This window comes from Dietzia sp. CW19 (genome assembly GCF_014145265.1).
GTDB lineage: Bacteria > Actinomycetota > Actinomycetes > Mycobacteriales > Mycobacteriaceae > Dietzia > Dietzia natronolimnaea.
The window spans coordinates 1-12,641 of the sequence record NZ_JAALEE010000528.1 but is presented as its reverse complement, the minus strand read 5'-3'; the positions used below and the strand labels follow the sequence as shown (position 1 = coordinate 12,641).

The window sequence follows — 12,641 nt, the reverse complement described above, 5'->3', positions numbered from 1 at the left end:
CGGCCTTGCGTTGCGCCCGCGCGGCCCGTTCGGCCTCGCGTTGTGCGCGACGGGCGGCGCGGACGTCCGGCCTGCTCCCGTCGGGGGTGAGGCTGTCGGGCGTGGTGTCGTCAGGCGTGGTGTCGTCGGGCGTGGTGTCGTCAGGAGTGGCGTCGTCAGGCGTGGTGTCGTCCGTGCTCATGGGATGAAGTTCACCCCCGAGACCTTCATCTCGCCGTCGTCGTGCCGGTTGACCGTGACGCGCACCCGGTACTGGCGATCCTGGTCCTCCTGCGACCTCGGGTTGCCGATCGTCTGATCGATCGCCATGATCACGTCCGCGTGGTCGGGGTAGGACCTCTCGACCGCGGCCGCGGAGACCACGCCGTCCGCCACGACCTCGGTGGTCTGGACGACCTCCTCGTACGAGTCACGACGCGGAGCGAACTGCTCCGAGAAGTCACCCTCGATCATGCCCACTATCCGGTCGACGTCCTCGGAGAGCGTCTCCTGGCGGATGGTCATCAGGTGGGTCAGGACCTCGGTGGCGAAGTCACGGTAGGCCTGGTCGAGCTCGGTGGCGGAGGCGCGGTCGGCGCGGACCGACGCCGCCTTCCCCTGCTCGGACAGCCAGAGTCCTCCCGTGACCAGTGCGGCGAGGAGGGACAGGGCGGCGATGACGGCCAGCGGCGTGAGGCCGCCCCGCCCCGCGCGGTCGGGCTGGTCCCGATCGTTCGAGGGCTGCGATGACACTGGCTAGGTCACTCCGTTCGTCATGACGTCGGTGAGGCTGGCGTCAGCCGGCAGGCGGGCGGCCGTGCCGAGGTTCAACTGACGATACGTCTTGCCGTCCGCCCCGAGATACTCGCCCGTCGCCGGGTCGTACATCGCCGCCGAGGTGCGGATCTCCCGCTCCCCGGAAGTCGACGACGGCACCACGTTGTACGCGTTGGGGTTGTTCCCGGGCGGGCCGACCTCACTGGTGTCGGGCGGGTTGTGCCCCTCGGGCGTGTAGTTGTTCGCCCTGCACTCCTCGGGCGAGGCCGCGCGGCGGCCCGGGAACTCCATGCACGGCAGGTTGCGTGCTCCGCGGACGGTCACCTGGGAGTCCTGGGGGACCTTGCAGTAGATGCCGTTGATCAGCGGCGGGACGGAGAGGTCGGCGGGCGACCGCCGCTGGTCCGCCGGCAGGAAGCCCGTCGTACACGGAGGGGTCTCGTTGATCTGGAGGTTGAAGTCCACCTTGATCTCCCCGTCGTCCTTCGCCCCGTTGATGGCCGTGATCAGCGAGGACACCAGGGCCGGGTAGATCACGAGCAACTGCTCGATCGACCGGTTGTAGACCACCCCGACCTCGCCGACGCTCACCAGGTTCGCGACGAGGACCGGCATGGTCGGTTGCAGGTCGTTGAGGACCCTGGTCGCCCGCCCGAGCGAGTCCGGCCCGCGCTGGACGAGCGAGGTGAGCTGCGGTTCGTTGGTCCGGAGCTGATCGGTGACGTCGGCGAGGTTGCGGGTCCAGGCCCGGATCGAGTCCGACGAGCGCAGCTGGGAATCCAGGACCGGCTCGGCGTCCTCGATGAGTTGGCGGGTGACCCCGGAATTGTCCTGGGCCTCGTCCAGCAGCAGTTGCGCGGAGTCAAGGAACTGCCGCAGGTCCCGCTCCGACCCGTTGAACGCGTCGAACGCCTCGGAGATCACGCGGCGCATCTTCGCGTCGTCGATCGACGCCATCAACACCGTCGCCTGGTCCAGGACCGGTCCGATGCCCTGGGGCATGTCGACCCGGTCCGTCCCGAACACCGCGCCGTCCTCCAGTCGACCGGCCGGCTCCCCCTCGGGCACGAACTCCACGTACTGCTCACCGATCGCCGAGACGCTGCGGATCTGCGCCCGCACGTTCGCGGGCACGTCCGCGTTCGACTCGAAGTGCATCTCCGCGACGACGTGCCCGGGCTTGAGGGTCACCGAGTCGACCCGGCCGATGACCGTCCCGAGGTAGGTGACGTTGGCGTTCTGGTAGAGACCACCGGTATCCGACATCTCGAGGGCGACGTCCGTCCGGTTCCACCCGAGCGAGGTGGGCAGTTTGAGGTACACGACCGACATGACGGCAAGGGCGAGGACCGTGACGACGGCGAAGACCGTCAGCTGGAGCTTGACGAACCTGGTCATCGGGGGGCCTCCTCGGCCGGGGGCGCGGGGTCGCCGGCGGAGTCCGGCGCGGCGAGGTCCCCGGCCGGTTGGTCCATCTGGTCGGGCGCCGGGGGCTGCGGGACGTCGAGCGAGTACGGGTCCGCGCTCGCCAGAGGGTTCGGCGCCAGACCGACATACCCCTCGAGCCCGGCCATCCGGTTTCCGAACTCCGTTCCGAGCAGGAAGGTCTCCGCCAGACGCTCGTTCGTCATGTCCGCGTCGATGTACAGGTTCGCGTAGTCGCCCCGGAGGAAGTTGTCGATACCGGCCTGGGGGAACGGGAAGGTGATGAGGATCTGCATGACGCGGGTGAGGTTGCGGCCGCTGTTCGCCAACCCCTCGAGGACCGGGGTGATGTCCCGCAGGTTGGCCACCAGATTGCTACCGCCACCGGCGTCGATGAGCTGGTTGGCCTTGTTGCCGAAGTCGCCCAGGGAGACCAGGGCCGTGGTGAGTTCCTGCTTCTGGGCGTTGACGAGTGACAACGCCTCCGGCATCTGACCCAGCGCCTTGGCCAGGGTGTCGTTCTGCTCGTTGATCTGCCGCGAGAGCCGGTCCAGACCGTCCATGGCCGCGATGATGTCGGCCCGCTGCTGGTCGAGACCGCTGACGGTGGTCTCCAGCTGTGAGATGACCTCCTTGGCCTCGAACTGGCGTCCGTCCAACGCGGTGTTGAGCTCGCGGGAGATGGTCTCGAACTGGGCGAGTCCGCCGTTGGTGAGGACCACCGACAGCGCCGACAGCGTCTGCTCGGTGGTCGGGTACACACCGGCGCGGGCCAACGGGATGACGTCCCCGTCGGAGAGCGAACCCTCGGGCTCGCCGTCCGGGGGCGGGAAGATCTCGAGATGCTGCGACCCGAGGAGGCTGGTCTGCCCGATCTTCGCGTGCGCGTTGGCCGGGAGACGGACGTCCTCGTTGAGCGAGACCGTGACGATCGCCGTGTAGTCCTCGACCCTCATGTCGGTGATCGAGCCGACGTTGACGTCGTTGACGCGGACCGGCGAGTTTCGGGTGATGGTCGTGACGTTGGGCATCTCGATGGTCACCTCGTAGGCGCCCTCTCCGTTGCCCTGGGCGCCCGGGAGCGGGAGCGAGTTGAGCCCCTCCCAGGTGCACCCCGTCCCGGCGAGCAGCACGGCGCCGCCGAGCGCGCCGGCCGCCAGCAGACGTCTGTTCCGGGAACGATCGCGGATCATCACGCACCTCCCGTCGCGATGAGCGTGTCCGTCAGGTTGTCGCCGCGGTTGACCACGTTGATCAACGGATCCGGTCGGGCGGACACGGGCTGCACACCGGGCGCGGTCTGGGTTCCGGGTTTCTGGGAGTTCCAGATCTGGTCCCTCTCCGCGGTCGGCGTGATCGGCGGGGTGACCGCGCCGTACGGGTAGTTGGAGGTGAGCGAGTTGAACAGCGGGCCCATGTACTGCGCACACAGTTGCGCGTCGGATTCGGCCGTGTTGTTGGCCAGGCCCGCGATGGCACCGCAGATGAAGTTGGTCGGGTTGGCCATCTGGTTCATGGCCAGGACGCCGGTGAGGACGCCCTGGTACGGGCGGTAGATGTTGTAGAAGTTGGCCATGGCCGTGGGACCCACGTGCAACACACCCTCCAGGTCGGCACGGCGGTCGCGGACCACCTCGGTGGCCTGCCCCAGCTTGTCCACGGCTGTCGTCACCCGTGTCCCGTGGTTCTCCAGGAAGCGGTCGATGTCGATCACCGCCAGGTCGAGTTCCCTGAGCGCGGCGTCGATGTCGTCGGTCTGGTCGCCGAGGACCTGGGTGACGCTGGCGAGCCTGCCGCCGAAGGAGACGATCTGCTCCTCACTCCGCGAGAGCGCGGTGACGAAGAGCTGGAGGTTCTTGAGGGTGGTGAAGAGGTTCTCGCGGCCGTCGGAGAGCAACGCCATGGTCTGCGAGAGTTCGTTGAGGGCGTCCCTCACCTCCGCACCGTTGCCGTCGAGCATCGCGTCGGCGGACTCGACGAACTCACCGAGCGCTCCGGACTCCTCGTCGCCGGTCGGCCCGAGGGCCGAGGAGAGCTTCATGAGCTGTTCCTTCATGGCGTCCCACTCGACCGGCACCGCGGTCCGCTCGACCGGGATCGATCCACCGTCCTCCATCGCCTCCCCGCCCGTGAACGCGGGGGTGAGCTGGACGAAGCGTTCGGCGACGAGCGACTGGGCCACGAGCAGCGCGGTGGCGTCGGCCGGGACGGGCACGTCCTCGTCGACCTTCATCGTGACCTTGGACAACCCGCCCTCCGTGGTGATGTCCGTGATGGTTCCGACGCGCACCCCGAGGACCCGGACCGTGTCGTCGACGTAGACGCCGCGGGTCGATTCGAAGTAGGCGGTGATGGTCTTGGAGCGCGAGGTGAAGAACCACACCGCGGCGACCACGAGCGCCACCACGATCACGAGCGCGACGACCTTGGCGAGGGTGGAGGACAGTAGTCGACTCATCGGGGCAACCTATTCTCGCCCCAACCGGGGAACTCGTCCATGATCGTCAGGCCGGGAACACCCGGCATGGTCGGCTCGCGGACCAGCCCGGGTTCGGGCTGGATGCGGGGGTCCAGGAGCGGCATGACGTCGCGCAGGATGGTCTGCGGGTACTGACCGATCGACAGGTTGTTCACGTACGCGTTGAACCACGGTCCGGAGGCGACGGCCTCGCTGAGCGCGGTCGAGAAGGGAACGATCCGTCGCAGCCCCAGGTCCATCGACTCCCGGTTGCGGATGAGCAGGTCCGACACCCTCTCCAGCTTGTCCAGCGCCGGTCCCAGCTGGGCCTCGTTGTCCTGGACGACACCGGAGAGCTGGCGGGCGAGCTCGTCGATGTTGGCGACCAACTCGCTGAGCGCCCGGCGCCGCAGATCGAGCTCGGTGAACAACGTGTTGCCGTCCACCATGAGCTGGTTGAGCTGATCGCTGCGCCGGCCGAGGATGTCGGTGGTCCCGGCGGCTCTGTCGAGCAGCTCGCGGACGCCCTCGTCCCGCTTGTTCAGGGACTGGGACAACCGGGTGATCCCGTCTATCGCACCCCGGACCTCGGGCGAGGACTGCTCCATCGTCTCCGAGATCACCGTCAGCGCCTCGTCCACCGAGTCGGTGTCCATGGCCTCGACGGTGTCGGTCAGGTCACCGAGGGCGGCCGTCAGCGAGTACGGCACCGAGGTGCGTTCGAGCGGGACGGTGGCGTCCTCCAGCTCCCCACGACCGTCCGAGTAGACGGCGAGAGCGCGACGGCCGAGGATCGAGTCGGTCTTGATCTGGGCCGACGTGTCGGACCCCAGCGCGACACCGGTGTCGATGGCGAAGTCCACCCTGACCCTGTCGCCGTCGAGCGCGATCTTGCGAACCGAGCCGACCTTCATCCCCGCCACCTGGACGCTGTCCCCGGTGTTGAGCCCGGCGGCGTCGGCGACGTAGGCGGTCGCATTGCGCAACCCGTTGACGTACGGGATCCGGTCGTAGTTGAGCGAGACTCCCATGAGCACGACGGCGCCCAGGGCCCCCCCAGATGCCGATCGTCCGGGGGTCGCGGTCGCGGAACCGGAGTTGCCCCTTGGGCGCCTTGAGCGGTGCGCCGTCCTTCGTGTCACTCATCGGGGAACGAACACCTTCCCGTCGTCTGCTCGTACTGCGGCAGGAAGACGTCCCGGCCCGTGACCGGGTTGGTCATCCGGACGATCACCCCGCAGAGGTAGAACTGGAAGAAGCTGCCGTAGACGCCCAACCGGCCCATCTTCTCGAAGTCGCCCGGGAGCCGCTGGATCGCGTTCTCGACAAAGGCCTCGTCGTCGTTGAAGAGGGTCGCGATGCGGTCGATCTGCGCCACGTCCTCCTTGAGGGCGGGCCGGACGTCCGACAGCAGGGTGGTCATGTTGGCACTCGCGTCGTTGAGTCGGGAGACGGACTGACCGATCGGCTGGGAGTTCGCCGACAACCCGGAGATTAGTTGCTGCAGGTTGACGATGATCGAGTCCACGTTGTCGTAGTTGTCCCCGACCGTGGTGAGGACGCCGTTGAGGTTGGTGATGACGTCCCCGATGAGCTGGTCCCGATCGGCGAGCGCCGTGGTGAGGGATGAGGTGGAGGCCAGCAGGTCCTGGACGGTGCCCGCCTCACCCTGGAACACCTTGACGATGGACTCGGACAACTGGTTGACCTGACCCGGGTCGAGCGCCTTGAACAGCGGACGGAACCCGCCGAGGAGAGCGTCCAGGTCCAACGCCGGCGAGGTCTGGGAGATCGGCAGCGTTCCACCCGGTTCGAGCGGCGCTTGATCGCCGGTGCCACGCTTGAGTTCGAGGTAGCGGTCCCCGGTGAGGTTCTCGTACCGGACCACGGCCTCGGTGCTCCGGTGGACGATCTGGTTGCCGGCCACGGTGAACTCGACGTCCGCGGTGTTGCCGTCCGCCAGGCCGATCGACCGGACCCGCCCCACCTCGACGCCGGCGATGCGCACCCGGTCCCCGGACTCCAGCCCCGAGACGTCGGTGAAGTGCGCGGTGTAGTCCTCGAAGTCGCCCGAGCGGTAGTCACTGAACACCACCACGAGTCCGGTGAGGACGAGCAGCATGACGGCCGTGAAGACCGACAGCTTGATGAAGGTGGCGCGCGCCTGCTTGGCGGCCTTGCGACCGGCGGTCACGGGGTCGCCCCGTCCATGCCCAGCATGACCTGCAGCAGCGTCGGGGGCGCGGGCCTGCCGGGCTCCATCGGTCGCAGCGGCCCGAACAGCGGGGCGGGGCGGGACGTGAACACGTCGGGCATCCCTTCCACGGGATTGGAGCCCGTGTCGGTCACGACGAACGGGGCGTGCACGTTCGGGTCGGGGAACGGCAGACCGTAGCAGTTCGGACCCGTGCTGGCGTTGACCTTGGGCAGGTCCTTGGGGTACTCGTACGCCCGCGCACCCTGCTGGAACCCGGCCTTGAACACCAGCCCCGGCTGATCCTTCCCACCGAAGGCCGCCTCGGCGTCCTCGACGTTCGCGTTCAGGCCCACGATGAGGCAGGTGAGGATCGGCGAGTACTCGGCCAGCAGGCTGGTCGACGCGCGCAGGTCCGCGAGCAGTTTGACCAACTCGTTGCCGTTCTCCGCCATCAGTCGCTTGCCTGTCTCACCGGTGCCGATCGCGGCGACGAGCGTCTGCTCGAAGCGCTCCTGGTTGTTGACGACATTGGTGCCGACGTCCGTACCCGAGTCGAGCAGTCGCATGATCTCCGGGGTGACGTCGGCGTAGAGGTTGGCCACCCGGGACCCCTTGGCCAGGTCGCGCTGCAGGGTGTCGATCTGGGGGTTGACTTCCTGCAGGTAGGTGTTGAGATCGGTGATGGTCCGCCCCAACTGCTCGCCACGGTCGTCGACCGCACCGGAGACGGCCCCGAGGGTGGCGTTGAGCTTCTCCGGTTCGATGGCGACCAACAGGTCGGTGAGGTCCTGGAAGAGCGTGTTGACCTCGGCGGTGACGTTCGCGGTCTCGACGACGGCCCCCCTGGCGAGCTGCCCCTCGGGCGCCCCGACCGGCGGTTCGAAGTCGACGGACTTGGCCCCGAAGATCGTGTTGGAACCGATCCTCACCTGGGAGTTGGCCGGGATGGCCTCCAACGCCGCGGGATCGACCTCGATGTCTATCGTCGCACCGTCGAACTCCTGTCGGATCTCCCGGACGTTGCCGATCTCGACCCCACGGGAGCGCACCTTGGCGTCGGCCTCCATGACCAGTCCCGCGCGGTCGCTGCGGACGGTGAGCGGCACGCGGTTGTCGAAGGCGCGCGCGAACATGAGGAGGGAGAGCGCCACCACCACCACGACGAACAGCGTCAGGATCACCGCCGCGACGCGCTGGGGCACCGTGTCGCTCTGATTCAGGGTTCTCGCCACGACCGCCTCCTATCCCGACAGGTTGAAGTTGCCGTCTCCGCCGTAGATCGCGAGGGAGACGAGAAGGGTTACGGTCACCACGGCGATGAGCGAGGTGCGGACGGCGTTGCCCACGGCCGAGCCGACACCGGCCGGTCCACCTGCGGCGTTGTAGCCGTAATAGGTGTGGATGAGCATGATCGTGATGGCCATGGCGATGGCCTGCACGAAGGACCACAGGATGTCCGTGGGGATGAGGAACGTCGAGAAGTAGTGGTCGTACACGCCACCGGACTGACCGTAGATCTGGACCGTCGCGAACCGGCTCGCCAGGAACGAGGCGATGACGGCCAGCGAGTACAGCGGTACCACGGCGATCATCCCGGCGACGATCCGGGTGGAGACCAGGTAGGTGATCGAGTCGATCGCCATGACCTCCAGGGCGTCGATCTCCTCGGACACGCGCATCGCCCCGAGCTGGGCCGTGGCGCCGGCGCCGATGGTGGCGGCCAGTCCGATCCCGGCGATCACCGGTGCGGCGATGCGGACGTTGATGAACGCGGCGAAGAAGCCGGTGAGCGCCTCGACGCCCACGTCGGTCAGCGACGAGAAGCCCTGGACGGCGATCACACCGCCGGTGGCGAGGGTGAGGAAGCCGACGATCACGACGGTGCCGCCGATCATCGCCAGGGCCCCCGCGCCCATGGCGATCTCGGCGATGAGCCGGAGCGTCTCCTTGGGGTACTGGGTGAGTGCCCGCGGCGTCGCCACGAGTGCGCGCCAGAAGAACAGTGCGATGGCGCCGAAGTCGTCGAAGCGACCGACGGTGAGGTTCCGGGCCCGTGACAGTCGGGGGAAACGGGCGGTCTCGATGATGGTCACCTCACGCCCCCAGGACCTTCACGCCGACCGCCGTGAGCACGGTGTTGACGACGAACAGCGCCATGAAGGCGTAGACGACGGTCTCGTTGACCGCGTTACCGACGTCCTTCGGCCCGCCACGGACGTAGAGACCCTTGTAGCAGGCCACCAGGCCGGCGAGCATCCCGAACATCCCGGCCTTGATCTGGGCCAACACGAGCTCTCCGAACCCGGTCAGCAGCGTGATGCCGTTGACGAAGGCCCCGGGGTTGACCCCCTGGAGGAGTACCGAGAAGAGGAACCCGCCGAGGATGCCGATGGTGCACACGAGTCCGTTGAGCAGCAGTGCGACGAAGGTCGAGGCGGCCACCCGGGGGACGACCAGTCGCTTGACGGGATCGATGCCGAGGACCTCCATGGCGTCGATCTCCTCGCGGATCGTCCGGGCGCCAAGGTCGGCACAGATCGCCGTGGCGCCGGCGCCGGCGACGATGAGGACGGTGACCATGGGACCGACCTGGGTGACCGCGCCGAGGGCCGCGCCCGCACCGGAGAGGTCGGCCGCGCCGATCTCCCGCAGCAGGATGTTCAGGGTGAAGCTCACCAGGACGGTGAACGGGATCGCCACCAGGACGGTGGCCAGCATGGAGACCCGGGCGATGAACCACGACTGCTCGACGAACTCGCGGCCCTGGCGCACGATCGACGGGAAAGAGACGAATGTGTCGAGACTCAAGGCGACGAACTCGCCGACTCCCTTGAGCGGCGCGTCGAGAACTCTCGCCATGTCGCCCCCCTCCTGTCGTGTGCCGGCCCCCGGCCACACCGATCTGAACAAGTGACCGGTTCGGTGTGACCCCGATTACACAGTAGCTAGAACACGTTCTCATTAGCAAGGCCTACCGGTCACCCCCGAACGGTGCCCCTGCGCTGTGTCGGGAATCTAACACGCCCCGACACAACGAAAGCGGTCCCCGACACGTCTCTCAGCAAACGCGTCGGGGACCGCATCGGTTCAGGTCAGAGGGTCATGATCTCCGAGGCGGAGAAGGACTTGCCCTCGGGCCGCCCTGACCAGTGGCCGGAGACCGCGTCGGCGAACTCCCGGCGGTCCCACACACCGCCCTCGGCGTCGAACCGCTTCTCCACCACCGGGGCGTCCACCAACGCGACCATGCCGCCGTATACCACGAACAGCTGACCGCTGACACCGGCCGCGGCGGGCGACGCGAGGTACGACACCAGGTCCGCCACCCGGTCCGGCGACAGCGGGTCGGGCCCCTTCGACTCGTCCCAGTCCTCGAAGACGCCCTCGGTCATCCCCGTGCGTCCCCGGGGAGCGATGGCGTTGGCCGTACAGCCGATCCGGGAGAGCACACGTGAGGCCGACAGGGTGAGCGCGGTGATGGCGGCCTTGGCCGCGCCGTAGTTCGCCTGCCCGGGCGGGCCGAAGAGTCCCGCCTCGGACGAGGTGTTGATCAGCCGCCCGTACACCGGGGAGTCGGACTTCTTGCTCTCGCCCCGCCAGTGGGCCGCGGCGTTGCGGGTGAGCAGGAAATGCCCGCGCAGGTGCACCCTGATCACCGCGTCGAAGTCGTCGTCCTCCATGTTGAACAACATCTTGTCCCGGGTGATGCCGGCGTTGTTGACCACCACGTGCAGGCCGCCGAGTCGCACGGCCTCGGCCACCATCGCGTCGGCGGTCTCCCGTTCGGAGACGTCCCCGACCACCAGGGCGGCCTTGGCGCCCGCCGCCTCGATGTCGGCGATCACGGCGTCCGTGGCCTCGCCGGACCGGATGTCGTTGATGACGACCGCGGCCGCACCCGAGCGCGCCAACTCCACGGCTTCCGCGGCGCCCAGCCCGGAGCCGGACCCGGTGACGACCGCCACCCGGCCGTCGAGCGAGAGATCCGCCCCGAGGCCCTTCCGGCCCTGCCCGGGCGTCACTCCGCGACCTTGAGCGCCGCCATCGGGCACTTCTCGACAGCCTTGAGCGCGCGCTTCTGCAGTTCCTCGGGGACCTCGTCGACGATCACCCGCACCACCTCGTCGTCGTCGTTCAACTCGAAGACCTTCGGGGCGAGCCCGACACACACGGCCTGCCCCTCGCAGCGGTCGGGATCCACGTCAATCCTCATACCCGTCCTCCTTGGCCGGGCCCGCGACCACTGTGGCCGCGAGCATGATTCGATACTATGTGAGACACGACACTAGAACGTGTTCCACTCGAGATGAGCTTAGGGCATATGGACATCACCTACACCACAGACCAGCAACGGCTGCGCGGGGAGTTGCGCGAGTACTTCTCCGCCCTGATGACCCCCGAGCGCCGGGAGGCCTTCACCTCCACGACCGGCGAATACGGCCACGGCAACGCCTACCGTGAGATCGTCGCCGAGATGGGCCGCGACGGCTGGCTGACGATCGGATGGCCGGAGGAGTTCGGCGGTCGGAACCGCCCGATGGTGGAGCAGTTGATCTTCACCGACGAGGCCGCGATCGCCGGGGTCCCGGTGCCCTTCCTCACCATCAACTCGGTCGCGCCGACGATCATGGCCTTCGGGTCCGAGGAGCAGAAGAGCTACTTCCTGCCCCGGATCAGCCGCGGCGAACTGCACTTCGGCATCGGCTACTCCGAGCCGGAATCGGGCACCGACCTCGCCTCCCTGAAGACCCGGGCCGTGCGCGAGGCCGGGACCGGGGAGCACGCGGGCCGGGAGGTGTACCGCATCAACGGGCAGAAGATGTGGACGTCCCTCGTGGCCTACGCGGACTGGATCTGGCTGGCCGCACGCACCGATCCGGACGCCAAGCGACACAAGGGCATCTCGATGATCATGGTGCCCACCGACGCCGAGGGGTTCTCGTGGACTCCCGTCCACACCATGGCGGGCCCGGACACCAGCGCCACCTACTACCAGGACGTGGTGGTGCCCGCCTCCAACCTGGTCGGGCCCGAACACGGCGGGTGGCCGCTCATGACCAACCAGCTCAACCACGAGCGGGTCGCCCTCACGGCCGCCGGTCCGCTCCAGGCCTCGCTCCGGCAGGTCCTGGAGTGGGCGCGCACCACGCGTGCGGCCGACGTCGGGCTGCCCGGAGGCGGGGACGTGATCGACAACGAGTGGGTGCGCACCCACCTGGCCCGCGTCCACGCGATGGCCGAGTACCTGGCGCTGCGCAACTGGGAGATCGTCTCCGCCGACTCCACCACGCCCACCCGCATCGCCGCGTCGGCGACCAAGGTGTACGGCACCGAGACCGCGTGCGAGGCGTACCGGCTCCTCATGGAGGTGCTGGGCTCCGCCGGGTTCCAACGCTCCCATTCCCCCACCGCCGTCCTCCACGGGCGCATCGAGAAGCTGCATCGTTCGGCCCTCATCCTCACCTTCGGCGGAGGCACCAACGAGGTCCAGCGCGACATCATCGCCGCCGCCGGACTCGGGTTGCCACCGGCGCCGCGGATCGCCCCCACCCCGTCCTCTGCCCGGAAGGACAGCTGACATGGATTTCCACATCGACGACACCACCCGTGAGCTCTCCACGCTCGTCCGCACCATGGGCGAGCAACTGGTCACCGACGACTCCCTGCGCGAGCTCGACGCGCGCTTCGGCCCCGGGACCGAGGCCGACGGCGGAGCAGACCGCGCGACCGCACGGTTCCATTCCCGCTACTGGGACGAGCTGGTCCGCGCGGGCGTGCCCGCCGCCCTCGCCCCGGAGTCGCTCG

12 protein-coding genes and 2 pseudogenes are annotated in these 12,641 nt (G+C 68.3%); 2 read left to right on the top strand and 12 right to left on the bottom strand.

Annotation, left to right across the window (positions count from 1 at the left end; genetic code table 11):
• The 12 genes and pseudogenes from G6021_RS14950 to G6021_RS14895 all read right to left on the bottom strand — a co-directional run.
• A pseudogene (locus G6021_RS14950) lies at nucleotides 1–181 on the bottom strand (hypothetical protein); the annotation flags it as partial.
• Nucleotides 178–732 carry a hypothetical protein gene (locus tag G6021_RS14945; protein ID WP_304816393.1) on the bottom strand — a complete coding sequence of 185 codons (555 nt, stop codon included), beginning with the start codon at nucleotides 730–732 and terminating at the stop codon, nucleotides 178–180. The pseudogene G6021_RS14950 and the gene G6021_RS14945, both read right to left, overlap by 4 nt.
• A 3-nt stretch (nucleotides 733–735) precedes the next feature.
• On the bottom strand, nucleotides 736–2,154 hold the full coding sequence (locus G6021_RS14940) for an MlaD family protein (RefSeq protein ID WP_182641619.1): 1,419 nt from the start codon (nucleotides 2,152–2,154) through the stop codon (nucleotides 736–738).
• Nucleotides 2,151–3,374, bottom strand: a complete 1,224-nt coding sequence (locus G6021_RS14935; protein ID WP_182641618.1) for an MCE family protein — start codon at nucleotides 3,372–3,374, stop codon at nucleotides 2,151–2,153. The genes G6021_RS14940 and G6021_RS14935 overlap by 4 nt, the downstream gene beginning before the upstream one ends.
• Nucleotides 3,374–4,639: an MCE family protein gene (locus G6021_RS14930; protein ID WP_182639498.1), complete on the bottom strand. Its 1,266-nt coding sequence runs from the start codon at nucleotides 4,637–4,639 to the stop codon at nucleotides 3,374–3,376. Before G6021_RS14930 ends, G6021_RS14935 begins: the two co-directional genes overlap by 1 nt.
• Nucleotides 4,636–5,670: an MCE family protein gene (locus tag G6021_RS14925; protein ID WP_241736593.1), complete on the bottom strand. Its 1,035-nt coding sequence runs from the start codon at nucleotides 5,668–5,670 to the stop codon at nucleotides 4,636–4,638. The genes G6021_RS14930 and G6021_RS14925 overlap by 4 nt, the downstream gene beginning before the upstream one ends.
• Nucleotides 5,671–5,777: 107 nt before the next feature.
• Nucleotides 5,778–6,833 carry an MCE family protein gene (locus G6021_RS14920; RefSeq protein ID WP_182609477.1) on the bottom strand — a complete coding sequence of 352 codons (1,056 nt, stop codon included), beginning with the start codon at nucleotides 6,831–6,833 and terminating at the stop codon, nucleotides 5,778–5,780.
• Nucleotides 6,830–8,068, bottom strand: a complete 1,239-nt coding sequence (locus G6021_RS14915; protein WP_182617574.1) for an MCE family protein — start codon at nucleotides 8,066–8,068, stop codon at nucleotides 6,830–6,832. Before G6021_RS14915 ends, G6021_RS14920 begins: the two co-directional genes overlap by 4 nt.
• A gap of 9 nt (nucleotides 8,069–8,077) precedes the next feature.
• A complete protein-coding gene (locus G6021_RS14910; RefSeq protein ID WP_187700756.1) occupies nucleotides 8,078–8,896 on the bottom strand; it encodes an ABC transporter permease in 819 nt (272 codons plus the stop codon).
• Nucleotides 8,897–8,930: 34 nt separating this feature from the next.
• Nucleotides 8,931–9,695: an ABC transporter permease gene (locus G6021_RS14905; protein ID WP_182609475.1), complete on the bottom strand. Its 765-nt coding sequence runs from the start codon at nucleotides 9,693–9,695 to the stop codon at nucleotides 8,931–8,933.
• Nucleotides 9,696–9,928: 233 nt separating this feature from the next.
• Entirely contained in the window at nucleotides 9,929–10,858 is a 930-nt protein-coding gene (locus G6021_RS14900; RefSeq protein ID WP_182641617.1) for a 3-oxoacyl-ACP reductase, read from the bottom strand.
• A complete protein-coding gene (locus G6021_RS14895; RefSeq protein ID WP_107748788.1) occupies nucleotides 10,855–11,049 on the bottom strand; it encodes a ferredoxin in 195 nt (64 codons plus the stop codon). The genes G6021_RS14900 and G6021_RS14895 overlap by 4 nt, the downstream gene beginning before the upstream one ends.
• A 108-nt stretch (nucleotides 11,050–11,157) precedes the next feature.
• Here G6021_RS14895 and G6021_RS14890 point away from each other — a divergent pair, with 108 nt between their 5' ends.
• Both G6021_RS14890 and G6021_RS14885 read left to right on the top strand, forming a co-directional pair.
• A complete protein-coding gene (locus G6021_RS14890) occupies nucleotides 11,158–12,414 on the top strand; it encodes an acyl-CoA dehydrogenase family protein (RefSeq protein ID WP_107748787.1) in 1,257 nt (418 codons plus the stop codon).
• Nucleotide 12,415: 1 nt separating this feature from the next.
• Nucleotides 12,416–12,641, top strand: a pseudogene (locus tag G6021_RS14885) (acyl-CoA dehydrogenase); the annotation flags it as partial.